A 26443-nucleotide genomic window follows, 5' to 3' on the forward strand; every position below is an offset into this window, starting at 1 on the left:
CACCAAACAACCATCAGCCCTCATACCCCAACTGAAGATCCCGCTCACTCCGCCCACCCCCGGCCACCTGAAGCACCGTGGCCACCGGCGGGTACCCGGACGCGATCACCGTGTACTCCCCGGACGAAAGATCAACGAACCGGAACGTTCCCTCTCCACCTGTCGTCACCGTGTCCACCACATTCCCCGCGGCATCCAGCAAGGTCACCCGCGCGTCCTCCACCGCCCGCCCCTCACTCGCCCGCACAGTCCCCCGCAGCACGGCCCCACCCGCGAGCTCGACGTCCTGCCGCGTCTCCCGCGCGGCCTGCACACTGACGGGCAGCGCGGCCGGCCGAAACGCGGGCGCACTCGCGGCCAGCGTGTACTCCCCCGCCACCAACTCACTGATGACATAAGTCCCTTCACGCCCACTGCGCGTGGTGGCCACCACCTCCCCGTGCACGTTGGTGAGCGTGACGGCGGCGTCACGAACAGGCGTCCCGTCCGCCGTCAGCACGCCCCCGGCCAGCCGCCCGGCACCGCCGAGCACGACGTCCAGTTCCACCGCCCGCTCGCCGACGGTGACGCTGACGGCCTGCGGCTGGTGCCCGCCGGCCGCGGCGATCAGGACGTACGACCCCGGTCCCGGCGTCGACAACGCGTACCGCCCGTCCTCGCCGCTCGCGCCCCGTCCGATCTGCTGCCCCGCGATGTCGATGAGGGTGAGCGCGGCCCGGGGCACGGCGGTGCCGTCGGGATGCTGCACCGTGCCGCAGACGGGGAGCCCGGCCGCGTATGACGAACGGGCCTGCGGGATCGAGGCGTTCAGCGGTGTGGTCCCGGGGTCGGCGGTGTGGGTGTGGTGGGACACCAGCGGTTTCTCCTTGAGGAAGAAGGCGATGAGCAGGCCGAGGACGAGCACCGGCACGAGGTAGAGGAAGATCCGCGGCATGGCGTCGGCGTACGCCTGGATGTAGCCCTCGCGCAGATCGGCGGGCAGCGTCCGGACGAGTTGCGGGGTGACGGACTCGGGGTCGGGCAGGCCGGCTTCGGCGGCGGCACCGGCGGGCAGCCGTTCGGTGAGGGCGTCGGCGAGCCGGTGGGCGAAGAGCGTGCCGAAGATCGCGGCGCCGACGCTGCCGCCGATCTGCCGGAAGTAGTTGTTCGCGCTCGTCGCGGTGCCGAGGTCGCGAGGGTGCGCGGAGTTCTGCACGGCGAGGATCAGTACCGGCATGACCAGGCCGATGCCGGCGCCGAGTACGGCCATCCAGACGCTGTAGTGCAGTCGGGGTGTGTCGGCCGCCAGTCTCGACAGGAGCCACATGCCGATCGCGGAGAGGGCGCAGCCGAGGATCGGGTAGATCTTGTAGTGGCCGCCTCTGCTGATGAGTTGGCCGGAGACGACCGAGGCGCCGACGATGCCGCCCATCATCGGGAGCATGAGCAGGCCGGACTCGGTGGCGGTGGCGCCGTCGACCATCTGCAGGAACGTCGGCAGATAGCTGGCCGCGCCGAAGAGGGCGACCCCGGTGATCACGCCCACCAGGCCGGTGACGTTGAAGACGCCGTCGCGGAACAGCCGGAGCGGGATGAGGGGTTCGGCCGCGAAGTGCTCGGCGACGAGGAACAGGATCGTCGAGGCGACGGCTCCCGCGCCGAGCCCGAGGATGACCCGCGAGCCCCAGGCGTACTCCGTGCCGCCCCAACTGGTCAGCAGCACCAGGCACGTTGAAGCGGCGGCGAGCAGCAGTGCGCCGAGTACGTCGAGGCGCGGCTTCGCGGTGGGCTTCGGGAGTTTGAGCACGACGGCGACGACCGCGAGTGTGAGCAGGCCGAAGGGCACGTTGATGTAGAAGCACCAGCGCCAGGAGAGATGGTCGGTGAAGTAGCCGCCGAGCAGTGGGCCCGCGACCGACGCGAGGCCGAACGCGGCACCGATCAGGCCCATGAAGCGGCCGCGTTCGCGGGGCGGCACGATGTCCGCGATGATCGCCTGGACGCCGATCATGAGACCGCCCGCGCCGACGCCCTGGAGGGCGCGGAAGGCGATCAACTGGTCCATGGTGCGCGACCGTCCGGCCAGCGCGGAGCCCACGACGAAGACGACGATCGCGAACTGGAAGACGCCCTTGCGGCCGTAGAGATCGCCCGACTTGCCGTAGACGGGCAGTCCGATGGTGGACGTGAGCAGATACGCGGTGATCGCCCAGGACATCCGGTCCAGGCCGTGCAGCTCGCCGACGATCTTCGGGAGTGCGGTGGCGACGATCATCTGCTCCAGCGCGGCGAGCAGCAGCGCCAGCATCAGCGCGAAGAACACCATCCGGACGCGGCGTGGACTGAGCTCCGCCAACCGCTGGGATTCCAGAGGCCCTTGGCGGGCTCCCGGGGCCGGAGCCGAAAGGGCCCCCTCGCTCTTCGTCAGCGTCGTCCCGCCCACGTGCTGCTCCCCTCGTCGCGCCTGCGGGGCCCATTTCTCGCATTACGCGACATCTGGGAGCAAGCGCGACGAGTCGCCCTTCAGGCCGGCCGGGCGGACGTAACCGCCGGTGGGAGCCCTACGGCGGACGACTGAGCCATACCGAAAACCACTCGAAACGGTGAGCGTGAGAATCGCCCGGACGGGCACTTCCGGGCTCGCCGGGGACCGCGGCAACGGCTGTCCCCGACAGCGGGAAGGACTACTTCTCCACCTCGGTGGCGAGCTTCTCCAGCACCCCGTCGTAGATCCGGCCGAGACCCTTGGGCGCGAAGGTCTTCTCGAAGAAGCCGCCGATACCGCCGGCGCCGTTCCAGACGCTGCTCACGACGACCCGGGACCTGCCCTCACCGGCCGGGGTGACCCGCCAGGTGGTCACCATCGAGGAGTTGCGGTCCTTCTCGACGAGCTCGCCGTCGGTGGGCTCGCTCACCTCCAGCAGGCAGTCGCGGACGCGCTTGCTGGTGGCCTGGAGCTTCCAGTGAACGAGGGAGCCCTCTCCGTCGCCGCCCTCGCGCACCTCGTACTCGCTGAAGTGCTCGGTCAGGAGTTTCGGGCGCGTGCCGCTGTAGTCGGCCAGCGCATCGAACACGTCGTCCGGCTGAGCCGCTACAACTCGCTCCGTGGTGGCCTCGACCTGCGCCATTGCGTTCCTCCAGCACTCGGGATCTCGGGGGTCGACGCTCAGCCAACCACCACGCGCCCGAGCCGCCCAAATCGGGGTCCCCCAAGGCCGTCGAAATCCCGTTCGCACGATCAAGGGAACATGTGTTCTATTCTGTGGCCAGTGCTATCGAGGAGGCGTCATGCGCTGGGAGAACCTCACAGTGGAGTCCGGCGGGAACCAGCCCGCGGACGCCGCGCTGTTCGGCGCGGACGCGGTGACCACCCGTACGTTCGACTCCCCGGAGTTCCGTGGAATCACCTTCCACGAGGTCCGGGCACGGTCGATCGTGAACCGGGTGCCGGGGGCGTCCCGCCTGCCCTTCGAGTGGACGGTCAACCCCTATCGGGGGTGCACGCACGCGTGTGTCTACTGTTTCGCCCGCAAGAGCCACAGCTATCTGGACCTCGACACGGGCCTCGGCTTCGACAGCCAGATCGTGGTGAAGGTGAACGCCCCGGAGGTGCTGAGGCGGCAACTGGGCTCGCGGCGCTGGCTGGGCGAGCACATCGCGATGGGTACGAACGTGGACTGCTACCAGCGCGCGGAGGGCCGCTACCAGTTGATGCCCGGCATCATCGCCGCCCTACGGGACCACGCGAACCCCTTCTCGATCCTGACGAAGGGCACGCTCATCCTGCGCGACCTCGACCTCCTGAAGCAGGCGGCCGCCGTCACCGAGGTCGGGATCTCCGTCTCCGTGGGTTTCACCGACCAGGAGCTGTGGCGGACCGTCGAGCCCGGCACGCCCGCCCCGGAGCGCCGCCTCGACGTCGTACGCGCCCTGACCGGGCACGGCATCGGCTGCGGGGTCCTGATGGCCCCGGTGATCCCCTTCCTGGGCGACGAGCCGTCCCAACTGCGCGCCACGGTACGGGCCATCGCGGCGTCCGGCGCCACCTCGGTGACCCCGCTCGTGCTGCATCTGCGGCCGGGGGCACGCGAGTGGTTCATGAGCTGGCTGGCGCACTACCACCCGCATCTGGTGCGCCGTTACGAGCGGCTGTACGCGGAGGGCGCGTACGCCCCGAAGTGGTACCAGCGCCGGATCACCCGTCAGGTGCACGAGCTGGCCGAGGAGTACGGGATAGGTCCCACGCGCGCGGGGATGCCGCGACGAGTCCCCGCGGCGGACCCGGCAGACCCGACGAACACAGTGGAACCCGCGGCGGGTCCGACGCAGCTGACCCTCCTGTGACGGAGACCGACTCTTTTCGGCCTGCCTCTGACCGGCATCCGAGGGCATCGCGCGGTCCAATCGGCTCAACTCTTGTCAGAACCACTCCTTCCGGGCGCCCGTTCCGGGACGATGCGGCGAAGGCCGTGGCGTGCACGGCTCAAAACCTCCGTCTTGGGAGGACCCATGCTGCATCTCCCCGGGGGACGACCCCCGGCCCCCCAGCCCGAAGAACAGGCCGGGATCCGCGCCCGGAAAGCCAATGCGAAGCGATTCTCCGTGAACCGACGTGCGGCCGCCCTGTGCGGTGCCGCCGCCATGGTGGCCGGAATGGTCACCGCGATCCCGGCCGGCGCGAGCACGGACTCCGCGACCGCGCCGCGCACCACCCGGACCGCCGACCCGGCGAAGCTCACCTGGAAGAAGTGCGGCACCGCGGACTATCCGACGCTCCAGTGCGCGTCCCTGAAGGTGCCGCTCGACCACGCGAACCCGCACGGCGAGCGCATCACGCTCGCCCTGTCCCGGGTCCCGCACACCTCGAAGAAGGCGTACCAGGGGCCGCTGCTGGTGAACCCGGGCGGGCCCGGTGCCAGTGGTCTCACGATGGCCGGGTTCGTCGCGAGCTCGCTGCCGAAGGCAGTGGCGTCGGAGTACGACGTCATCGGCTTCGACCCGCGCGGCGTCGGCGCGAGCAAGCCCGCCCTGAACTGCGGGCCGGGGCACTTCTCGCCGGTACGCCCCGACTCCGTACCGAGCACCCCGGCCATCGAGAAGGCCAACCTCGACCGGGTGCAGGCCTTCGCCGAGGCGTGCGGCACGAAGTACGGGGACCTGCTGCCGTACCTCGACACGGTGAGCGCGGTCCGTGACATGGACGCGATCCGCGCCGCACTCGGCGCCAAGAAGATCAACTACTTCGGGTACTCGTACGGCACCTACCTGGGGGCCGTCTACGCGAAGCTCTACCCGGAGCGCGTACGGCGCCTGGTGCTCGACTCCATCGTCGACCCCACCGGCGTCTGGTACGACGACAACATCGCGCAGGACTACGCCTTCAACGACCGCCACCGGGCCTTTATGGCCTGGGTCGCCAAGCACAACACGACGTACAAGCTGGGCACCGATCCGGAGAAGATCGAGGCCAAGTGGTACGCGATGCGCGCGGCGCTGGCGAAGAAGCCGGCGGACAAGATCGTGGGCGCCTCCGAACTGGAGGACACGTTCGTCCCCGGCGGCTACTTCAACGGCTACTGGCCGTACCTCGCCGAGGCGTTCGCGGCCTTCGTGAACGCCAAGAACGACGACCCGCTGGTCGAGGCGTACGAGAACTTCGGCGCCGTCGACGCCGCGGGCGACAACGGCTACAGCATCTACACCTCGGTGCAGTGCCGTGACGCGGAATGGCCACGCGACTGGGACCAGTGGCGCGGCCACAACTGGGCGGTGTACGAGAAGGCGCCGTTCATGACCTGGAACAACGCCTGGTACAACGCGCCGTGCGCGTTCTGGCCGACGGACACCCTCGAACCGGTGGACGTCTCCAACGACTCGGTGCCGCCGGCGCTGCTGTTGCAGGCGACGGGCGACGCGGCCACCCCGTACGAGGGCGGTGTCATGGTCCATCGCCTGCTGCGCGGCTCCAGCCTGGTGGTCGAGCAGGGTGGCGGCAACCACGGCATCACGCTGAGCGGGAACACCTGCCTGGACAAACACCTGGCCACCTATCTGGCCAGTGGCAAGGTGCCGCGCAGCGGCGGCGAGGTCGACGCGGTGTGCAAGGCACTGCCCGACCCGAAGCCGTTGAGCGCGGAGTCCGCGGGGTCCGCGGGCTCGCGCGGCGCGACGCTGCACGGGTTGCTCGGATTCCGGGACTGAACGTCGGCGACCGGGTCGACGACCGGGACGACTGAACGGTGATCGCCCGTCGGGGGCGTTGTCAGTGGCGTGGTGCAGGATTGATCCATGACCGAACTGACCCGCATTTCCGCCCCCGACGGGGTCGCCCCCGCCACCGCGTACACGCACGTAGTGATGGGCACGGGCCGCTTCGTGGCGATCTCGGGCCAGCTCGCGCTCGACGAGGACGGCAAGCTCGTCGGGGAGAACGACCCGGCGGCACAGGCCCGGCAGATCTTCGAGAACCTGCGGCGCTGCCTGGCCGCCTCCGGGGCCGGCTTCGACGACGTGGTCAAGCTGACCTTCTTCGTCACGGACATGGCGTACATGCCGGCCGTCCGCGCGGCCCGGGACGAGCACATATCCGCCGACCGCCTTCCGGCCGCCTCCGCGGTGCAGGTCACCGCCCTGGTGCGGCCGGAGTTCCTGATGGAGATCGAGGCGTTCGCGCTGCTGCCCGCGTAGGCCGCGGGGACCGCCGGAACCGGCTCGTGGGCCGCCGGAAATCCTCGGCGCCCCGGGATCACGAACGCCTAAGGTGCCGCCATGGACACCCCTCCCGCGCCCTTCCCCTCCCCATTCCGCACCTCCACCCCCACCTCTACCCCCGTCTCCATTCGCATCCGCGAGATGGCCCTCGCCGACTGTCTCCGCGTGGCCGAGATCCGGGTGCGCGGCTGGCAGAGCGCGTACGCGGGGATGATGCCGCGGTCGTACCTCGACCGACTCGACATGGCGGACGAGGTCGCACGCCGACGCGCACGCTTCGAGCAGGCCGGCGAGGGCGTGGTGAACCTGGTCGCGGAATGGGACGGGGAGATCGTCGGCTGGGCCTGCCACGGTCCGTACCGGGACGGTGAGATCCGTACCGGGGACGCCGAGTTGTACGCGATCTACGTGGACCCCGGCCGGCTCACGCGCGGTGTGGGCCGCGCCCTGCTGCGGGAGTCCACCGCCCGGTGCACGGCCGCCGGGCACCGCCGGATGCTGCTGTGGGTGCTCAAGGAGAACGGGCCCGCCCGGCGTTTCTACGAGAAGGCCGGCTTCACCGCGGACGGTGCCGAGGAGCCCTTCGAGGTGGAGGGCGTCGAGGTCCCCGAGGTGCGGTACGCCCGTGTGCTGGGCGGTTCCTGAAGGGGATTCCCGGCCTCCCGCTTCAACTCGGCATCGCAACAAGGGGGTTGGCCGGACACGGGGAACATTTTCCGAGTACGGCCAGGACCTGCCCGGGCCGAACGGCACTACGCTCGTAGCTCTCACAGCCTGGCCGGGACTGCGGCGACGCGGTGGGAACGGCCGACGAGGCGCCGCGGGAGGCGGCCCGTCGGCCCCTTCCGTGCCACTCCCCTCCGTGGCGCTCCCTTTTCTTCACTTCCTCCCCGTCACTTCCTTGGTGCCCGTGGTGCCGGCAGCCGCCTCAGCGCGCCGGCCGCCGTCTGGGCCAGTGCCGGATGGGCGAGGGCCTCGTTCAGGACGGGTCGGGCCCGTTCGTCGCCCAGCGCGCCGAGGCCCTCCACGCAGGCGAGGGCGACGCGGCGGTACGGGTCGTGGGGACGGAACCTGCGGGCCAGGGTGGTGATCAGCGCGGGGACGGACTCGGGGGCCCGGAGTTCGACGAGCAGCCGTACCGGATGGAGTGCGTAGGCGACGCGCAGCTCGTTGGTGGCGAGGGTGGCCGCCGCGCGGGCGGTGCGCGGGTCGCCGAGCCGGGCCAGGGCGTACGCGGCGGACGCGCAGCGCTGCGGGTCGCGGTGGTTCAGGAGCAGGACAAGGGCCTCGAAGGCCCGCCGGTCCCCGGCGACACCCAGCCGGAAGGCAGCCAACTCCCGGGCCCAGAGCGGCTGTTCGGGGGCGGTGAGCACGGCGGCCAGCTCGTCGAGATCCCCGGTGGAGGCAAGACGTTCGAGCGAGTACGAGGCCGCCGCGCCCGCCTCGTGCCGTAAGCGCTGGGTGAGCGATCGCAACTCTTCGTCCATGATGAGGAGCCTATCGGCGACGTACGTCACAAAGGTCGGGCCCGAACACGGGCTGGCGCGCTCGTTACCCGCGAGTTAAGCTCAATCGAGCGAGTTACCCACTCGCACTTGCTCGCGGTGGCCTGGTGACGCAGCCGCCACGAGTGCATCAGTGCTCGTCGGTTCGGTACTTCGTTGTACCGCAGTACGACACGGCTCCGGGACAGGGCCGGTCGGGTTTCTCCCACACCGCTTCGCGGGACTGTGTTCCGCGTCGGCGGACGGCACCGGGCGTGTGCGCTTCGTAGCCCGGACTTCACCCGCAAAAATCCGCACCGTGTGCGCCCGTCGGCGTACCCGGGTGCGTCCCTCAGTCGTCACTCATTCTGGAGTCCCGCGATGGCCGCTCCCCTGTCCGACCTGTCCGACACCTCTCCCTCCCCGCTCAGGACCGTCGCCGTCGTCGGCCTCGGCACGATGGGCACCGGCATCGCCGAGATCCTGGCCCGGGCCGGCCGCGAGGTCGTCGGCATCGACATCAGCGAGGCCGCCGCCACCCGGGCCGTCGCCGCGCTGGAGTCCTCGACCGCCCATGCGGTGAGCCGCGGGCGCCTCACCGAGCAGGAGCGCGGGGACGCCCTCACCCGCTTCCGCACCTCCACGGACCTGCGGGCCGCGGCCGACGCCGACCTGGTGATCGAGGTGGTTCCGGAGTCGTACGAGATCAAGCACCAGATCTTCCGCGAGCTGGACGGCATCGTCCGTCCGGAGACGATCCTGGCGACCGGCACCAACGCCCTGTCCGTCACGCGCCTGGCCGCCGACTCGGCCCGCCCCGAGCGCGTCCTCGGCCTGCACTTCTTCAACCCGGCGCCCGCGATGAAGCTGGTCGAGATCGTCTCGTCCGTGCTGACCGCGCCCGGCCCCGTCGCCGCCGTCACCGACCTGGCCATCGAACTCGGCAAGGAGCCCGTGGCGGTCGGCGACCGCCCCGGGTTCGTCGCCGACGGGCTGCTCTTCGGCTACCTCAACCAGGCGGCCGCGATGTACGAGGCCAAGTACGCCAGCCGCGAGGACATCGACGCCGCGATGAAGCTGGGCTGCGGCCTGCCCATGGGCCCGCTCGCCCTGCTGGACCTGATAGGCGTCGACACCGCGCGCACGGTCCTGGAGGCGATGTACTCCGAGTCGCACGACCGGCTGCACGCCCCCGCGCCCATCCTCAAACAGCTCAGCCAGGCGGGCCTGACCGGCCGCAAGACGGGCCGCGGCTTCTACACGTACGAGGCACCGGGCAGCGCGACCGTCGTGCCGGACGCGCTGACCCCGCTCTCCGGAGGTGCCGGAATCCCCGGCCGTCCCGTCCGCTCGGTCGGCGTCGCGGGCTCCGGAACGATGGCGTCCGGCATCGCCGAGGTCTTCGCGAAGGCCGGGTACGAGGTGGTGCTCGCGGCGCGCAGCGAGGAGAAGGCGCAGGCCGCCAAAGCCCGTATCGGCAAGTCCCTTTCGCGCTCGGTCGACAAGGGGCGGATGACCGCCGAGGCCGCCGCCGAGACGCTGGAGCGGATCATCCCGGCGGGTTCGTACGACGCCTTCGCGGACGTCGATCTGGCGCTGGAGGCGGTGGCCGAGGACCTGGAGGTCAAGCAGCAGCTGTTCGCGGCGTTCGACAAGGTCTGCAAGCCGGGCGCGATCCTGGCCACCACCACCTCCTCGCTGCCCGTCATCGCCTGCGCCCGCGCCACCTCGCGGCCGCAGGACGTGATCGGCATGCACTTCTTCAACCCGGCCCCGGCGATGAAGCTCGTCGAGGTCGTGCGGACCGTCCTGACGGCGGACGACGTGCACGCCACGGTCCGCGAGGTCTGCGCGAAGGTCCGCAAGCACCCGGTGGACTGCGGCGACCGGGCGGGCTTCATCGTGAACGCGCTGCTGTTCCCGTACCTGAACAACGCGATCAAGATGGTCGAGGAGCACTACGCCTCGCTCGACGACATCGACGCCGCGATGAAGCTCGGCGGCGGCTACCCGATGGGCCCGTTCGAGCTGCTCGACGTGGTCGGCCTGGACGTCTCGCTGGCCATCGAGAAGGTCCTGCACCGCGAGTTCCGCGACCCGGGCCTGGCTCCGGCGCCGCTGCTGGAGCACCTGGTGGCCGCGGGCTGCCTCGGCCGTAAGACGGGCCGCGGCTTCCGCGAATATGCACGGCGCTGAGCCGCGCGAGGAGTGGGCCGGGAACCGGCCCGGCGAGCGGCCCGCCGATCGCGACGGCTGGGGCGGGCTGCTCGACCCGGCCAGATCTGCTCTCCCCGCCCCCGGCGGGGAGAGACCCGGTCGTGAGCGCTCCGCTGCGCGGATGCAGTACGTTCGGAGCATGTCCCAGCCCGCCAAGTCCTCCCGTACACCAGCTACGTCCGACGCTCCGGAGAGTGCCGCGGGCAGTCGCGCCGCCGCGCAGCGGCTCAAGATGCGCCGCGAACTGGCGGCCGCCGCGATGGAGCTGTTCGCGACGAAGGGGTACGAGGCGACGACCGTCGACGAGATCGCGGCCGCGGCCGGGGTGGCCCGGCGCACCTTCTTCCGGCACTTCCGCTCCAAGGAAGAGGCGATCTTCCCGGATCACGACGACACGCTGATCCGGGCCGAGGCGGTGCTCAACGCCGCGCCGGCGCACGAGCACCCGCTGGACACGGTGTGCCGGGGCATCAAGGAAGTCATGAAGATGTACGCGGCCCGGCCGGAGATCTCGGTGTCGCGCTACAAGCTCACCCGCGAGGTGCCGACGCTGCGGGAGGCGGAGATCGCGTCCGTGGCGCGGTACGAGCGGCTGTTCACCCGCTATCTGCTCGGGCACTTCGACGAGCATGCCCACGACGACGACGCCAACGACGACCCGCTGCTCGCGGAGGTCGCCGCGTCCGCCGTGGTCACGGCCCACAACCACGTGCTGCGGCGGTGGCTGCGGGCCGGGGCGCAGGGGGATGTCGAGGCGCAGCTGGACCACGCCTTCGCGATCGTCCGCAAGACCTTCGGTACGGGGATCGGCGTCGGCCGGGACACCGGGCTCCTGTCGCCGTCGGCGTCCTCCGTGTCGGTGGAGGGCGAGGTACTGGTGACCGTGGCCCGCGTGGACGCTCCGCTGCACCAGGTCATGCGGACCATCGAGCAGGCTCTCCGGGACCGGTCGTAGGTTCCGGCACCCGCCGCCGCACCCGGCTGGCGAAGATCGCGTAGCAGGCGGACCGTAGGGGGCGTGAGCCCTCTCCGACGGGCGTCCCGCGACCCGCACCCGGCACCGCGAGAGGCTCCGCGGTGCCGCCCCTCTGATCGATCATCGCTCATCTGTTACGCGCAGATGACAAGTGAGAGAAATTGTTGGCACTCGGTGCCTTGCCAGGTGACACGCCGTGCCATACGTTGGAGATGTCCGGGCGGCCGGCGTGCAGAGATCCTTCGTACGCCGGCTGTCCCCGCAAGCCAGTCGCAAGCCATTGGCGAGCGCGCCCGGACGCCTGCGTCACAGGCAAACCTTCCGCGCCACAAAGCGCTGCCAGTTCCACCCTTCGCCGAACCGACGGCACGCCTCACACCAGCAGCAACCACCCCGACGTAACCCTCAGCGTCTCCCCTCAGGACGCCACTCGCCGGAGGCAACACCGTGAAGGAAATCCTGGACGCGATTCAGTCGCCGGAGTCGACCTCCGCCGACTTCGCCGCACTGCCGCTGCCCGACTCGTACCGCGCGATCACCGTGCACAAGGACGAGACGGAGATGTTCACCGGGCTCAGCACCCGCGACAAGGACCCCCGCAAGTCGATCCACCTGGACGATGTGCCGGTGCCGGAACTCGGCCCCGGCGAGGCCCTGGTGGCCGTGATGGCCTCCTCGGTCAACTACAACTCGGTGTGGACCTCGATCTTCGAGCCCATGGCGACCTTCGGGTTCCTGGAGCGCTACGGCAAGCTCAGCGAGCTCACCAAGCGGCACGACCTGCCGTACCACATCATCGGCTCCGACCTGGCGGGCGTCGTGCTGCGTACCGGCCCGGGCGTGAACGCCTGGCGGCCCGGTGACGAGGTCGTCGCGCACTGCCTCTCCGTCGAGCTGGAGTCGTCCGACGGCCACAACGACACGATGCTCGACCCCGAGCAGCGCATCTGGGGCTTCGAGACCAACTTCGGCGGCCTCGCCGAGATCGCGCTCGTGAAGTCCAACCAGCTGATGCCCAAGCCCGACCACCTCAGCTGGGAGGAGGCCGCCGCGCCGGGGCTGGTCAACTCCACCGCGTACCGGCAGCTCGTCTCCCGCAACGGCGCCGGCATGAAGCAGGGCGACAACGTGCTCATCTGGGGTGCGAGCGGCGGACTCGGCTCGTACGCCACGCAGTTCGCGCTCGCCGGCGGCGCCAACCCGATCTGTGTCGTGAGCAGCGACCAGAAGGCGGACATCTGCCGCTCGATGGGCGCCGAGGCGATCATCGACCGCAACGCCGAGGACTACCGGTTCTGGAAGGACGAGCACCACCAGGACCCCAAGGAGTGGAAGCGCTTCGGCAAGCGCATCCGTGAACTCACCGGCGGCGAGGACGTGGACATCGTCTTCGAGCACCCGGGCCGCGAGACCTTCGGCGCCAGCGTGTACGTCACCCGCAAGGGCGGCACCATCGTCACCTGCGCCTCGACCTCGGGCTACAACCACGAGTACGACAACCGCTACCTGTGGATGTCCCTGAAGCGCATCATCGGCTCGCACTTCGCCAACTACCGCGAGGCCTGGGAGGCCAACCGGCTGATCGCGAAGGGCAAGATCCATCCGACGCTCTCCAAGGTGTACTCCCTGGAGGAGACCGGGCAGGCTGCGTACGACGTGCACCGCAACCTCCACCAGGGCAAGGTCGGCGTGCTCACGCTGGCGCCCCGCGAGGGCCTGGGCGTGCGCGACGAGGAGAAGCGGGCCCAGCACATCGACGCCATCAACCGCTTCCGGAACGTCTGAGGTTCGACAGATGACAGAGCGCCAGAAGGACCGGCCGTGGCTCATGCGGACCTATGCCGGTCACTCCACGGCAGAGGCGTCCAACGAGTTGTACCGGCGCAACCTCGCCAAGGGCCAGACCGGTCTGTCGGTCGCGTTCGACCTGCCGACGCAGACGGGCTACGACCCCGACCACGTCCTCGCCCGCGGCGAGGTCGGCCGGGTCGGGGTGCCGGTCTCCCATCTCGGTGACATGCGGCGGCTGTTCCAGGACATCCCCCTGGAGCAGATGAACACCTCGATGACGATCAACGCCACCGCCATGTGGCTGCTGGCGCTCTACCAGGTCGTCGCCGAGGAGCAGGGGGCCGAGAACACCCAGCTCCAGGGGACGACCCAGAACGACATCGTGAAGGAGTACCTGTCGCGGGGGACGCATGTCTTCCCGCCGGTGCCCTCGCTCCGTCTGACGACGGACATGATCTGCTACACGGTCAACAACATCCCCAAGTGGAACCCGATCAACATCTGCAGCTACCACCTGCAGGAGGCGGGAGCCACCCCGGTCCAGGAGATCGCGTACGCGATGTCCACCGCGATCGCCGTCCTGGACGCGGTGTTCGCCTCCGGCCAGATCGCCGAGGACCGGAAGGGGGATGTGGTCGCCCGCATCTCCTTCTTCGTGAACGCGGGCGTCCGCTTCATCGAGGAGATGTGCAAGATGCGGGCGTTCGGCCGCATCTGGGACAAGATCACGCGCGAGCGGTACGGGATCGAGAACCCCAAGCACCGGCGCTTCCGGTACGGGGTCCAGGTCAACTCCCTCGGTCTGACCGAGGCCCAGCCGGAGAACAACGTCCAGCGGATCGTCCTGGAGATGCTGGCCGTGACCCTCTCGAAGGACGCACGCGCGCGTGCCGTCCAACTCCCGGCCTGGAACGAGGCGTTGGGCCTGCCCCGCCCCTGGGACCAGCAGTGGTCGCTGCGCATGCAGCAGGTGCTCGCGTACGAGAGCGACCTGTTGGAGTACGAGGACATCTTCGCCGGGTCGCATGTCGTCGAGGCCAAGGTGGCGGAGCTGGTCGAGGAGTCGCTGGCCGAGATCGACCGCATCGAGGAGATGGGCGGCGCGATGGCGGCCGTCGAGTCGGGCTATCTGAAGTCGCAGCTCGTCTCCTCGCACGCCGAGCGCCGGGCCCGTATCGAGTCAGGCCAGGAGAAGATCGTCGGCGTCAACAGCTTCGAGGCGACCGAGCCGAACCCGTTGACGGCGGATCTGGACGCGGCCATCCACACGGCCGACCCGACGGTCGAGGCACGCGTCGTGGCGGCCCTCGGGCAGTGGCGTGCCGCGCGCGAGCCCTCCCGTCAGAGCGAGTCCCTGGAGCGGCTGAAGGAGGCCGCGGCCGGGACCGACAACCTCATGGCGGCCACCCTGGAGTGCGCCCGCGCCGGTGTCACGACCGGCGAGTGGGCCGGGGCCCTGCGCGAGGTGTTCGGCGAGTTCCGGGCACCCACCGGCGTCTCCTCGGCGCCCGTCGCGGTCACCGCCGAGGCGGGCACCGCGCTGGCGCTGGTCCGCCGCAAGGTCGACGCGACCGCTCGCGAGCTCGGGGTCGGCAAGCTCCGCTTCCTGGTGGGCAAGCCGGGCCTGGACGGGCACTCCAACGGCGCCGAGCAGATCGCCGTACGGGCCCGTGACGCCGGGTTCGAGGTGGTCTACCAGGGCATCCGGCTCACACCCGAGGAGATCGTGGCCGCGGCCGTCGCCGAGGACGTGCACGGCGTCGGCCTGTCCATCCTGTCCGGCTCGCACGCACAGCTGGTGCCGGACGTGCTGGAGCGGCTGCGCGAGGCCGGCGCCGCCGACATCCCGGTGATCGCCGGCGGAATCATCCCCAACGCCGACGCCGAACAGCTGCGGGCCGCCGGAGTGGCCGCGGTCTTCACCCCGAAGGACTTCGACATCACCGGAATCATCGGCCGTATCGTCGACGAGATCCGCAAAGCGAACAAGCTCGACCCTCTGGAGGTCCCCGCATGACAAGCCCCGTCAACCGCCTGCGACCGCGTCGCTCCTGCCTCGCTGTGCCCGGAAGCAACCCCCGCTTCCTGGAGAAGGCGCAGGGCCTCCCGGCCGACCAGGTCTTCCTCGACCTGGAGGACGCGTGCGCGCCGCTGGCCAAGCCCGAGGCGCGGCACACGATCGTCAAGTTCCTCAACGAGGGCGACTGGACGGGCAAGACGCGGGTCGTGCGCGTGAACGACTGGACGACCGAGTGGACGTACCGCGATGTCGTCACGGTGGTGGAGGGCGCGGGCCCGAACCTCGACTGCATCATGCTGCCGAAGGTCCAGGACGCCCAGCAGGTCGTCGCCCTGGACCTGCTGCTGACCCAGATCGAGAAGACGATGGGCTTCGAGGTCGGCAAGATCGGTATCGAGGCGCAGATCGAGAACGCCAAGGGCCTCAACAACGTCAACGAGATCGCCCAGGCGTCCCCGCGCGTCGAGACGATCATCTTCGGCCCGGCCGACTTCATGGCGTCGATCAACATGAAGTCGCTGGTCGTGGGCGAGCAGCCGCCCGGCTACCCGGCGGACGCCTACCACTACATCCTGATGAAGATCCTGATGGCCGCCCGCGCCAACAACCTCCAGGCGATCGACGGCCCCTACCTGCAGATCCGCAACGTCGACGGCTACCGCGAGGTCGCCCAGCGCGCCGCCGCCCTCGGCTTCGACGGCAAGTGGGTGCTGCACCCAGGCCAGGTCGAGGCGTCCAACGAGATCTTCTCGCCGTCCCAGGAGGACTTCGACCACGCCGAGCTGATCCTGGACGCGTACGAGTACTACACGTCCGAGGCGGGCGGCAAGAAGGGCTCCGCGATGATCGGCGACGAGATGATCGACGAGGCCAGCCGCAAGATGGCCCTCGTGATCAGCGGCAAGGGCCGGGCCGCCGGCATGACCCGCACGTCCAAGTTCGAAGCGCCGGAGGCCTGAGCACCATGCAGTTCGGACGCACCTACGAGGAGTTCGAGGTCGGCGCGGTCTACAAGCACTGGCCCGGCAAGACGGTCACCGAGTACGACGACCACCTCTTCTGTCTCCTGACGATGAACCACCACCCGCTCCACATGGACGCCAACTACGCGGAGAACACGACCGACTTCGGCAAGAACGTCGTCGTCGGGAACTACATCTACTCGCTGCTGCTCGGCATGTCCGTCCCCGACGTGTCCGGCAAGGCGATCGCCAACCTGGAGGTCGAGTCGCTGAAGCACGTGGCGCCGACCTTCCACGGCGACACGGTCTACGGCGAGACGACGGTCCTCGACAAGACGCCCTCCAAGTCCAAGTCGGACCGCGGAATCGTTTACGTCGAGACCAAGGGCTACAAGCAGGACGGCACGCTGGTCTGCGTGTTCCGCCGCAAGGTGATGGTCCCCACCGAGACGTACATCAAGGAGCGCGGCGGCGAACAGCCCGGCCGGCCCCAGCTGAAGGAGCAGGAGAAGTAGCCATGGCGCGACTCGCCCAGACCGCCGGTCTGACCGACATCCAGCAGGAGATCCTGTCCACCGTCCGGGACTTCGTGGACAAGGAGATCATCCCGGTCGCGACGGAGCTGGAGCACCGCGACGAGTATCCGCAGGCGATCGTCGACGGGCTCAAGGAGTTGGGCCTCTTCGGGCTGATGATCCCCGAGGAGTACGGGGGTCTGGGTGAGTCGCTCCTCACCTACGCGCTGTGCGTGGAGGAGATCGCGCGCGGCTGGATGTCGGTGTCCGGCATCATCAACACCCACTTCATCGTGGCGTACATGCTCAAGCAGCACGGCACGCAGGAGCAGCGGGAGTACTTCCTGCCGCGCATGGCGGCGGGCGAGGTGCGCGGCGCGTTCTCCATGTCGGAGCCGGCACTTGGCTCGGACGTGTCGGCGATCACGTCGAAAGCGGTCAAGGACGGCGACGAGTACGTCCTGAACGGTCAGAAGATGTGGCTGACGAACGGCGGAACGTCGACGCTCGTGGCCGTTCTGGTGAAGAGTGACGAAGGACACCCGGAGGGCACCGCCCCCCACAAGTCGATGACAACCTTCCTGGTGGAGAAGGAGCCCGGCTTCGGTGAGGTCCGCCCCGGCCTGACCATCCCCGGGAAGATCGACAAGATGGGTTACAAAGGCGTCGACACGACCGAACTCATCATGGACGACCTGCGTATTCCGGCCAATCGCGTGCTCGGCGGCGCCACCGGCCGAGGGTTCTACCAAATGATGGACGGCGTCGAGGTCGGCCGCGTCAACGTGGCCGCACGTGGCTGCGGTGTCGCTCAGCGTGCGTTCGAACTGGGGGTCTCCTACGCCCAGCAGCGCCACACCTTCGGCAAACCCATCGCCCAGCACCAGGCGATCCAGTTCAAACTGGCCGAGATGGCTACCAAGGTCGAGGCCGCTCATGCGATGATGGTTAATGCGGCACGCAAAAAGGACTCCGGGGAACGAAACGACCTTGAAGCGGGGATGGCGAAGTACCTCGCCTCCGAGTACTGCAAAGAGGTCGTGGAGGACGCTTTCCGGATCCACGGCGGTTACGGCTTCTCCAAGGAGTACGAGATCGAGCGTCTCTACCGTGAGGCGCCCATGCTGCTGATCGGTGAAGGTACCGCCGAGATCCAGAAAATGATCATCGGTCGCAGGTTGCTCGAGGAGTATCGATTCCAGGGATAGTTATCCCGATTAGGGGTGTTTCCATCGAGAACAAGGTCACACCCCGTCAACACTCTTCAGCCGCCGACTCGGCTTCCTGGCTTGCCCAGTTGTGGCCCGCGACCGGTACGATCCCGGGAAAGCCGCCGTCCCCCGTTCCAGTGCGGCATCATCCGCTACGAAGGTCATCCATGCCCCACAGCCAAACCTCTGCACCACGCGGTCGGGTTCGCCTCGCGCGCGGAGCATCGCCGTGGCTCCTCCCGACCGTCGCCACCGCAGCCCTCAGCCTGGTACGCGCGCGCCACTCCGGCGCCGCCAAGGCCGTGGCCGTACCCGCCACCGCGCTGGCGGCGGGCATGCTGTGGTTCTTCCGCGACCCCGAGCGCGAGATCGCCCCGGGCCGGGTCATCTCGCCGGCCGACGGAGTGGTGCAGAGCATCATGCCGTGGAAGGACGGCCGCACTCGCGTCGCGATCTTCATGAGCCCGCTCAACGTCCATGTCAACCGCGCGCCCCTCGCCGGCTCGGTGACATCGGTCGAGCACATCCCCGGCGGGTTCGTGCCGGCGTTCAACAAGGAGAGCGAGAACAACGAGCGCGTTGTCTGGCACTTCGACACCGAGCTCGGCGACATCGAGATGGTGCAGATCGCCGGCGCGGTCGCGCGGCGTATCGTGCCGTACATCCCTCAGGGCACCAAGGTCGAGCAGGGCGAGCGGATCGGTCTGATCCGCTTCGGCTCGCGTGTCGACATCTACCTCCCCGAGGGTGTGGAGGTCGACGTGGAGGTCGGTCAGAAGACCGTGGCTGGGGTGACTCGCATTGACCGTGATTGATCCTGAAACACAGACTGGCTGGGTGCCGACGGCCGACGAGCTGGACGACGAGGAGGAGATGCCCCTCTCTCTCCGCCTCTCGATAGCGGACACGCTCACTCTCGGTAACGCCACGTGCGGATTCATGGCGGTGTACTTCACCACCACCGGCATCCTGATCCCGCACCTCACGGGCAGCCAGGAGACGGGCATGGCGCGTCACAGCGCCGCCACCGCCGTCATCCTCATGCTGTGCGCGGCGGTCTTCGACCTCTTCGACGGTCTGGTGGCCCGCAAGCTGCGGTCGTCGCCGATGGGCGCCGAGCTGGACAACCTCTCGGACCTGATCAGCTTCGGTCTCGCCCCCGCGTACTTCGTACTCGTCTACGGCATGGTCGCCGACGACGCGCACCAGCGGGTGGCGGCGGTGGGAGCCATCGTGGTCCTACTGGCCGTCGTGCTCCGCCTAGCGAGATTCTCCTGCGTGACGGTGAAGGAGGGCACCTTCCAGGGCATGCCCTCGCCCTTCGGTGCGCTGACGGTCGTCTCGATCGTGCTCCTGGAGCTGCCGTTCGTCGCCACGCTCATGGCGATCCTCGGCATCGCGTGGCTGATGGTGAGCCGGGTCGAGTACCCGAAGCCGCGGGGCCGCCTCGCGGTCGCGATGCTCTCCTGGATCGTGCTCAGCATGGGTCTGCTGACGGCCTGGGCCTTCGACGCCCCCGGCGGACAGCTCCTGCTCCAGACCGGCTGCGCCCTGCAACTGGTCACCGGCGCGGTGATTCCCCTCTTCGCCACGGCCCGGCGGGTGAACAACTTCCGGGACAACCGCCGCGAGGCACGGGCGGGACAGCTGCCGTAGTGGCTTGTACGTCGCTGAAGAGGCCCCGAACCACACGGTTCGGGGCCTCTTCAGGTGGGGCCGGGTCCGGTCGACCGCGACGCCGGCCGCCGACACCGGATTCAACACGGTGCTCACCGCGACCGAGTGACCTCGCGGGAGCGGGGAATGTCGCATGACGAATGGCGAATTACGGCCGAGGGGCCCGGACCACACGGTTGGTCCGGGCCCCTCCGCCTGTCCGGGAGAACCTCAAGCGTCAGGTGCCCGGCGTGTAACTCTCGGCGACCGTCGAGGCCTCGGCCTCGCGGACCACCTTCATGCCGCCCGTCACGCTCTTGTCGGGCTGCAGGATGACGCTCTGCTTGGAGGAGGGGGCGTTCGGGTCGGTGAAGTCCTGGGGGATGCCGAACCCCGTGTCGAGGGCGTCGAGGGTCAGGAGGGCCTTGTCGACGCCCTCGCGGGTGAGGTCCTTGCTCTCGCAGGCCTTCTTCAGTGCCTCACTGAAGGCGTGCACGGCCGTCCAGCCGGCGACCACGCCGTTGTCCAGGGCGTCCTTCGGATAGGCCTTCTTGTAGTCGGTCACGAGCTTCTTGGCCCCCGGGGTGTCCGCTCCGATGGGCAGCGAGGGGTTCGCCACGTAGTAGTTCTTCATGAGGGCCGGGCCCGCCTGGGTGGCGAGCAGCTGCGGGGCGAAGGCCGAGTTGTTGCCGATGACCGGCACGTTGAAGCCGCCGGCCGCGGCGACGCCGACGAGCGAGGCCGCCTGGCGCGGACCCGCGCTGATCACGACGGCCTTGACGCCGGCCTTCTTCAGGGCGGAGACCTGTGCGGTCATGTCGTTGTCGGTGGGCTTGATCTTCTGCTCGACGACGGTGAGCCCGGACTCCTTCGCCATGTGCTTGGAGCCGACCAGGGCGCTCTCGCCGTAGTCGCCCTCGAAGTAGACGTGCCCGATCTTGTCGCCCTTCTTGACGCCCTTCTCCTTCATCAGGAAGTCGACGGCGTTGATCGTCTCGACGTCGTACGTGGTTCCGATGACCCGGATGTACGGGCTGCCGAGCAGCGAGGCCGACCACGCCTGCGGCAGGACCAGGGCCTTGTCCTGGCCGTCGATGCGCTGCTTGACCGCGGCGACGAACGGCGAGCCGATGAACTGGGTGAAGCCGAGCACGTCCGGCTCCAGCTCGGTGTACCCGGCGACGGCCTTCTGCGGGTCGTAGCCGTGGTCGCGGACGGTGAGCGCGACCTTGTAGCCGCAGACGCCGCCATCGGCGTTCAGCTGCTTCACGTACAGCTGCTGGGCCTGGGTGACGCTCTTGCCGAGGGTCGCGTAGACGCCGGTCATGTCGGTGAGGACGCCGAGCGTGATGGTCTTGCCGGAGATGCCGTCGCCGGTCTTGACCCCGCCCGCGGCCCCCTTGTCCTCGTTGTCGTCCTTGGCCTTGTCGCTGCAACCGGCCAGCACGAGCAGCGCGGCGAGCGCGCCTGCGGCCATCCTGGCCGCATACGTCGTACTCATCGTTCCTCCCCTGAATGGGTCCTGACGCGTCGCCCGGCGGCCACCCTGACCAGGCCGCCGGGCAGGAAGAGCACCACCGCGACGACGGCGGCGCCGTAGAGGTACCGGGATGCCTCGCCCGGTGCGATCCCACCCGTACCGGGGGCGGAGACCAGGGGCAGCGCATCGCTGTAGCGGGTCAGCAGCTGCGGCAGCAGGGAGACGAAGGCGGCCCCGACCACCGCCCCCGAGACCGAACCGAGCCCGCCGATGACGATCATGGCGAGGTATTCCAGCGACAGCGTGATGCCGAAGTAGTCGGGCACCGTCCGCTGGAAGATGAGGGCGAGCAGCACGCCCGCGAGTCCCGCGTACATCGAGGACAGTACGAAGACGGCGGCCCGGTAGCGGGCGACCGGCACTCCGATGACCCCGGCGGCGATGCGGTGGTCGCGGATCGCGTTCATGGCGCGGCCGGGGCGGCCGCGCAGCACTCCGCGGGCGAAGAGCGCACAGCCGAGGAGGAGGACGAGTCCCGCGTACCAGAGCTTCTCCGCCGATCCGAACGGCACGCCCGCGACGACGAGTTCGCTGTCGTCGAAGGTGAGGCCGAAGAGGTTCAGGGGCGGTACGTCGCGGCCGTTGGAGCCGCCGGTCAGATCGTGCGCGTTGAACATCACGTGCAGGCCGATGAAGACGAGCGCGAGCGTCGCGATGCCCAGGTAGGCGCCGCTGAGCCGGCCCGCGATGGGGCTGAAGAGGCCGCCCGCCAGGCCCGCGACGAGGACGGCGAGGACGGCCGCGAGCCAGGTCGGCAGTCCGAGGCCGGTCAGCCCGTCGCCGCCGTCCGCGGCGAACACGCAGTAGCCGTAGGCGCCGACCGCGAGGAAGAAGGCGTGGCCCATGGAGAGCTGGCCGGTGGAGCCGGTGAGCAGGTTGATGCCGATCGCGCCGATCGCTGCGGCCATCGCGAACAGCCCGGCCTGGAGCCAGAAGCGGTCCACGTAGAAGGGCAGGGCGAACAGGAGGACGGCGCCGGCCGCCCACACGTACGGACGCACGTGGGTGGGCAGGGCGGGCCCGCGGCGGGCGGGCCGGGGCTTGTCGGCCGCCGCGTCACGCGTGAGGACCTCAGACACGGGCCAGCTCCTTCGTGCCGAACAGCCCGGCGGGCCGGATGAGCAGGATCACGGTCATCACGAGATAGGGCGCCAGGTCGCCCAACCCCCGTCCCAGGAAGGTCAGTTCGCTCTGGTAGCCGGTCGCCAGGGACTCCGTGATCCCCACGAGCAGACCGCCGACGAGGGCGCCGGTCGTGGAGTCGAGGCCGCCGAGGATCGCGGCGGGGAAGGCCTTGAGGGCGGCGAGCGAGGTGGCTCTCTCCAGGCCGGGGGTCGGGAAGACGGTCAGGAAGAGCGCCGCGACGGCCGCCAGTCCACCGGCCACGGCCCAGGCGCCGAGCGACACCCTGCCGAGCCGTACGCCCATCAGCGCGGCCGTCTCCGGGCTCTCGGCGGCGGCGCGCATGGCGACGCCCCACGAGGTGTAGCGGAAGGCGAGCAGGAAGGTGGTGATGAGCAGGGCCGCGGCGACGAAGGCCGCGATGCGGGTGTGCGCCAGCGAGATGGGGCCGAGGGTGAGCACGTCGTCGCCCCACGGGTCGCCGAGCGGCAGCACGTCCGTGCCGATGCGGCGGGTCAGTTCGGTGGTGAGCAGGATGTCGACGCCGATGGTGACGATGGCCAGGACGCTGTGGTCGGAGCCCCGGTAGCGGCGCATCACCAGGAACTCGACGGCTGCCCCGACCACCGCGGCGCCGGCGATCCCGACGAGCAGCGCGGGCCAGAAGCCGAGGTCGTCGTGGAGGGTCGCGGTGACGTACCCGCCCGCCAACAGCAGTGACGCATGGGCGAAGTTGACGACCTCGGTGGCCCGGAAGATGACCACGAAACCGAGGGCGATCAGGGCGTACACGGAGCCCATCGAGATGCCGTTGAGGAGGAGTTCGGCGAGGGTGCTCATGACGCGGTCTCCTCTCCCCCGGGTCCCGCGAACCCATCCGGTCTCCCGGACTCATCCGGTCCCTCGAACTCGTCGGGTCCTTCGGCGCGTTCGCCCAGATAGGCGCGTACGACCGCCGGATCGTTCTGTACGTCGCCGGGGGCGCCGTCCGCGATCAGGCGCCCGAAGTCGAGTACGGTCACGGCGTCGGCAAGCCGCATCACCACCCCCATGTCGTGTTCCACCAGGACGATCGAGATGCCGAGGCTGTCGCGAACTCCCGCTATGACGGCGGAGGTTCGCCTTCGCTCGTCGGCGGTCATGCCCGCGACCGGCTCGTCCAGGAGCAGCAGGCGGGGCTCCATGCACAGGGCGCGGGCGAGTTCGGCGAGCTTCTGCTGCCCGTACGGGAGGGAGCCCGCCGGGCGGTTCAGATACGGCGAGATGCCGACGAACTCGGCGATCTCGCGGACGCGTTCACGGTGGCGACGCTCCTCGTGGGCCGCCGAGGGCAGCCGGAGTCCCGCCGCCAGGAAGCCGGTCCTGGTGAGCCGGTGCCGTCCCAGGAGCAGGCTGTCCTCGACCGTGGCGAGCGGCGGCAGGGCGAGGTTCTGGAAGATGCGGGCCACGCCCAGATCGGCGATGCGGTGCGGAGGCATGCCGGTCAGTTCGTGCTCGCCGAAGCGGACGCTGCCGCCGGTGGCGCGGTAGACGCCGGACAGCACGTTGAAACAGGTGGACTTTCCGGCGCCGTTGGGGCCGATGAGTGCGTGCACGGTGCCGGGACGCACGGTGAAGCTCACGGCGTCCAGGGCGGTGAGGCCGGCGAAACGGACGGTCAGGTCCGTCACCTGGAGCGGTGGGACCTCGGAGGTGGGCATGGTGTCGGCCGGCGGGGGCGGCGGGGCGGGGCTCGGCATGGCGTCGCTCATCCCTTCCACCGCGTCAGTGACGGGTGCGCGCCGCCGGCCCGCTCGGCGTCGGCCGCCGCGTCCTCGTCGACCACTCCCAGGTACCGGCGGCGCACCTCGTCCGAGGCGGCCAGTTCGTCGGCCGGTCCTGACAGGGTGACTTCGCCGACTTCGAGGACGTACGCGCGGGAGGCGAGTCGCAGGGCGAGGGCGGCGTTCTGTTCGACGAGCAGGATCGAGGTGCCCTGGGAGTTGATCTCCCGTACGGTGTCGGCGATCCGCTCGGCCATCAGCGGGGCCAGCCCGAGCGACGGCTCGTCGAGGAGCAGCATCCTGGGGGCGGCCATCAGGGCGCGGCCGACCGCGAGCATCTGCTGCTCTCCGCCCGACAGGAGGCCGGCGCGCTGCTGGGCGCGCTCGGCGAGGACGGGGAACAGTTCGTGCACGCGGCGCAGCGCGGCGGCCCGGGCGGCGCGGCCGCCGGTGGCGCCGAGTGCTCCGGCGCGGAGGTTGTCGGCGACGGTCATACGGGCGAACACCCGTCTCCCCTCCGGGATCTGGCACACTCCGGCGGCGACCACGCGGTCCGGTGAAAGACCGTCGAGACGGCGGCCGTTCAGGCTCACCGTGCCGCCGGTGACCGCCCCGCGGTGGAACGACAGCGTCCGGCAGACCGCCCGCAGCAGGGTCGACTTGCCCGCGCCGTTGCCACCGAGCACCGTGACCACGGCTCCCTCGGGCACCTCCAGGGACACCTGGCGCAGTGCGCGTACGGGGCCGTATCCGACCGACAGGTCCCGTACGACCAGTCCTGCACCACCACCCATGGATCTCCCCCTCTCCTCGCTCTGTCCCGGCCGTGTTCCGGCGTTGTGCCCGCCGCGCTCTCGTCCGGTGTGGCGCTCACCCCAGCACCGGCCGGGGCGCCCGTCCACGGGGCGCGGGCGAAACGCTGCGGGTGACCAGCGGGCACGGCCGCGCGTTGTGCACGCGCACAACACTGCGTGTCAGGGGCCTGTGCGGGGCGGCGCAGCGGTGGCATCCTCCGGCCATGGGAGCGCGCAGAAGGCGTACCGGTCACGACTGGAAACTGCTTGCCGAGTCCTGCACGGCGCTGCTGGAGCGGCTGCCGGAGCTCGTCGACGAGCACATGCGGCAACTTGCCGAGTACTCACCCGTGTACGGGGAGTTCCTGCCGTACGACCAGCAGTGGCGGGAGGCCGAGGAGGCGATGCGGATCGGCATCGAGACGATCTCCGCGCCACGGGCCTCGCCGCGCCGTGACCTGGAGTACGCGGAGGAGGCGGGGCGGCGTCGGGCCCAGCAGGGCCTGCCGCTTGAGCTGCTGGTGCACGCGTACCGTACCGCCGGCTATCTGGTGTGGGACGCGCTGATGGAGGGGGCGGCGGCCCGGCAGGAGCCGGAGCGGCTGGCGGTGCTGATGCGCTCGGCGACGATGGTGTGGTCCGCCGTGGACGCGCAGGCCGCCTCAGCCAGTGAGGCGTACCGGGCGACCGAGACGGAGCTGCGGCGGCGTACCGACGAACAGCTTCAGGCGCTTCTCGACGCGCTGTTGGAGGGGCAGGAGGCGCCGGGGCTCGCGGCGCGGGCGGCCGCCGGGCTCGATCTTCCGGAGCGTGGACCGTACGCCGTGGTCGTGCTCCGTGCCGAGCGGCGGGAGTCGCGGGAGTCGTTCCGGCGGCCCTTGGAGGGGGACGGGTACCGGTTCATCTGGCGGATGCGGGCGGACTGTGAGGTGGGGGTGGTGGCGCTGGTCGCCGGGCAGGGGCTCGACGGGGTGGCGCGGGCGCTGGACGGGCGGTGTTCCGGTCCTGGCGGGATCAGCCCGGTGGTCGCGGGTCTCGGTGAGCTCGGGCGGGCTCGGCGGCTTGCCGAGCTGGCGCTGCGGACCTGTCCGCCCGACGCGACGGCCGTCGTGCGGCTCGATCAGCGGATGCCGACCGCGCTGGTCGTGAGCCAGCCCGAGTTGGCGGGGCGGCTTGTGTCCGACGTGTTCGGGGCGGTGCTTGAGCTTGAACCCGGGGATCGGGCCGTGTTGCTCGAAACGCTGGACGTCTGGCTGTCCTGCGAAGGGTCCGCCGGGCGGGCGGCCGGGCGCCTGTACTGCCACCGGAACACCGTCTTCAACCGCCTCCGCCGCTTGGAACAGCTGACGTCCCGGTCGCTGGCCCGGCCGCGGGATCTGATCGAGATGACGTTGGCGTTGGATGCGTATCGGTTGGCGGGGGTGGGGTGAGGAGGGGCTTTTCTTCGCCCCCGCCGCCCCTACCCGTCCCGTCCCCGGGGGCTCCGCCCCAGACCCCGGGGGGTGTGGTGCGTCGGGTGCGGGTGGGTTGTGGCTGGTCGCGCAGTTCCCCGCGCCCCTGGAGGGCGGGCTGCGCCCTGCCCTCCAGGCCATCCAGCCCACCCGCGCCCACTCAGCCCGTCCGGCGTTTGAGGTCCCGCCGAGGCACGTTCGGCCAGCGCCACGCGGTGCTCATCGACCGGGAGACGGGCGCGGACTACACC

At 69.9% G+C, this 26443-nt stretch carries 22 protein-coding genes; 14 read left to right on the top strand and 8 right to left on the bottom strand.

The genetic code is table 11. The features are described 5' to 3' along the window. Positions 1-13: 13 nt before the first annotated feature. Both AB0I18_RS37495 and AB0I18_RS37500 read right to left on the bottom strand, forming a co-directional pair. Positions 14-2422, bottom strand: coding sequence for an MFS transporter (locus AB0I18_RS37495; RefSeq protein ID WP_363110173.1), 2409 nt, complete (start codon positions 2420-2422; stop codon positions 14-16). Between the two features lie 241 nt (positions 2423-2663). After that, the gene (locus tag AB0I18_RS37500) at positions 2664-3107 is read right to left on the bottom strand and encodes an SRPBCC family protein (protein ID WP_363110174.1); all 444 of its coding nucleotides are present in this window, start codon (positions 3105-3107) and stop codon (positions 2664-2666) included. A gap of 160 nt (positions 3108-3267) precedes the next feature. On the opposite strand from AB0I18_RS37500, the gene AB0I18_RS37505 reads away from it, so the two are divergent. The 4 genes from AB0I18_RS37505 (at position 3268) to AB0I18_RS37520 (ending at position 7335) form a co-directional block, all read left to right on the top strand. Continuing rightward, the gene (locus AB0I18_RS37505; protein ID WP_363110175.1) at positions 3268-4323 is read left to right on the top strand and encodes an Rv2578c family radical SAM protein; all 1056 of its coding nucleotides are present in this window, start codon (positions 3268-3270) and stop codon (positions 4321-4323) included. A 258-nt stretch (positions 4324-4581) separates the two neighbouring features. Beyond that, positions 4582-6180: an alpha/beta hydrolase gene (locus AB0I18_RS37510; RefSeq protein WP_363110176.1), complete on the top strand. Its 1599-nt coding sequence runs from the start codon at positions 4582-4584 to the stop codon at positions 6178-6180. An 87-nt stretch (positions 6181-6267) separates the two neighbouring features. Beyond that, entirely contained in the window at positions 6268-6666 is a 399-nt protein-coding gene (locus AB0I18_RS37515) for a RidA family protein (RefSeq protein ID WP_363110177.1), read from the top strand. A gap of 165 nt (positions 6667-6831) precedes the next feature. Then, complete coding sequence (locus tag AB0I18_RS37520) at positions 6832-7335, top strand: GNAT family N-acetyltransferase (RefSeq protein ID WP_363110192.1); 504 nt, start codon at positions 6832-6834, stop codon at positions 7333-7335. 248 nt (positions 7336-7583) lie between these two features. Here the strand turns inward: AB0I18_RS37520 and AB0I18_RS37525 are convergent, their stop codons facing one another. Further along, positions 7584-8177 (bottom strand): adenylosuccinate lyase, encoded by a 594-nt coding sequence (locus AB0I18_RS37525; protein WP_363110178.1) that lies wholly within the window; start codon positions 8175-8177, stop codon positions 7584-7586. Positions 8178-8555: 378 nt separating this feature from the next. Between AB0I18_RS37525 and AB0I18_RS37530 the strand changes: the two genes are divergently transcribed. The 9 genes from AB0I18_RS37530 to pssA all read left to right on the top strand — a co-directional run bounded on the left by AB0I18_RS37530 (position 8556) and on the right by pssA (position 19522). Continuing rightward, the gene (locus AB0I18_RS37530) at positions 8556-10370 is read left to right on the top strand and encodes a 3-hydroxybutyryl-CoA dehydrogenase (protein ID WP_363110179.1); all 1815 of its coding nucleotides are present in this window, start codon (positions 8556-8558) and stop codon (positions 10368-10370) included. 160 nt (positions 10371-10530) lie between these two features. Then, on the top strand, positions 10531-11346 hold the full coding sequence (locus AB0I18_RS37535; RefSeq protein WP_363110180.1) for a TetR family transcriptional regulator: 816 nt from the start codon (positions 10531-10533) through the stop codon (positions 11344-11346). A gap of 468 nt (positions 11347-11814) precedes the next feature. After that, on the top strand, positions 11815-13152 hold the full coding sequence (ccrA, locus tag AB0I18_RS37540) for a crotonyl-CoA carboxylase/reductase (RefSeq protein WP_363110181.1): 1338 nt from the start codon (positions 11815-11817) through the stop codon (positions 13150-13152). Between the two features lie 10 nt (positions 13153-13162). Further along, complete coding sequence (locus AB0I18_RS37545; RefSeq protein WP_363110182.1) at positions 13163-15175, top strand: protein meaA; 2013 nt, start codon at positions 13163-13165, stop codon at positions 15173-15175. After that, the gene (locus AB0I18_RS37550) at positions 15172-16137 is read left to right on the top strand and encodes a CoA ester lyase (protein ID WP_363110183.1); all 966 of its coding nucleotides are present in this window, start codon (positions 15172-15174) and stop codon (positions 16135-16137) included. The genes AB0I18_RS37545 and AB0I18_RS37550 overlap by 4 nt, the downstream gene beginning before the upstream one ends. Before the next feature lie 5 nt (positions 16138-16142). Further along, positions 16143-16655, top strand: coding sequence for a MaoC family dehydratase (locus tag AB0I18_RS37555; protein WP_363110184.1), 513 nt, complete (start codon positions 16143-16145; stop codon positions 16653-16655). Between the two features lie 2 nt (positions 16656-16657). After that, positions 16658-17863, top strand: a complete 1206-nt coding sequence (locus AB0I18_RS37560; protein WP_363110185.1) for an acyl-CoA dehydrogenase family protein — start codon at positions 16658-16660, stop codon at positions 17861-17863. Between the two features lie 170 nt (positions 17864-18033). Then, complete coding sequence (locus AB0I18_RS37565; protein WP_363110186.1) at positions 18034-18681, top strand: phosphatidylserine decarboxylase; 648 nt, start codon at positions 18034-18036, stop codon at positions 18679-18681. A gap of 22 nt (positions 18682-18703) precedes the next feature. Next, positions 18704-19522, top strand: coding sequence for a CDP-diacylglycerol--serine O-phosphatidyltransferase (pssA, locus tag AB0I18_RS37570; RefSeq protein WP_363110187.1), 819 nt, complete (start codon positions 18704-18706; stop codon positions 19520-19522). Positions 19523-19760: 238 nt separating this feature from the next. On the opposite strand, the gene AB0I18_RS37575 is transcribed toward pssA, so the two are convergent. From AB0I18_RS37575 to AB0I18_RS37595, 5 genes are read right to left on the bottom strand one after another with little or no spacing between them, the layout of a single operon-like run. After that, the gene (locus AB0I18_RS37575) at positions 19761-21023 is read right to left on the bottom strand and encodes an ABC transporter substrate-binding protein (protein WP_363110188.1); all 1263 of its coding nucleotides are present in this window, start codon (positions 21021-21023) and stop codon (positions 19761-19763) included. Then, entirely contained in the window at positions 21020-22075 is a 1056-nt protein-coding gene (locus AB0I18_RS37580) for a branched-chain amino acid ABC transporter permease (protein WP_363110193.1), read from the bottom strand. The genes AB0I18_RS37575 and AB0I18_RS37580 overlap by 4 nt, the downstream gene beginning before the upstream one ends. 58 nt (positions 22076-22133) lie before the next feature. Beyond that, the gene (locus tag AB0I18_RS37585; RefSeq protein WP_363110189.1) at positions 22134-23024 is read right to left on the bottom strand and encodes a branched-chain amino acid ABC transporter permease; all 891 of its coding nucleotides are present in this window, start codon (positions 23022-23024) and stop codon (positions 22134-22136) included. Continuing rightward, positions 23021-23884, bottom strand: coding sequence for an ABC transporter ATP-binding protein (locus tag AB0I18_RS37590; protein ID WP_363110194.1), 864 nt, complete (start codon positions 23882-23884; stop codon positions 23021-23023). Before AB0I18_RS37590 ends, AB0I18_RS37585 begins: the two co-directional genes overlap by 4 nt. A 47-nt stretch (positions 23885-23931) precedes the next feature. Beyond that, entirely contained in the window at positions 23932-24741 is an 810-nt protein-coding gene (locus AB0I18_RS37595; protein WP_363110190.1) for an ABC transporter ATP-binding protein, read from the bottom strand. A 224-nt stretch (positions 24742-24965) separates the two neighbouring features. On the opposite strand from AB0I18_RS37595, the gene AB0I18_RS37600 reads away from it, so the two are divergent. Beyond that, positions 24966-26171, top strand: coding sequence for a helix-turn-helix domain-containing protein (locus tag AB0I18_RS37600; protein WP_363110191.1), 1206 nt, complete (start codon positions 24966-24968; stop codon positions 26169-26171). Positions 26172-26443: the final 272 nt, after the last annotated feature.

It is taken from the genome of Streptomyces sp. NPDC050704 (assembly GCF_040654355.1).
Classification (GTDB): domain Bacteria; phylum Actinomycetota; class Actinomycetes; order Streptomycetales; family Streptomycetaceae; genus Streptomyces.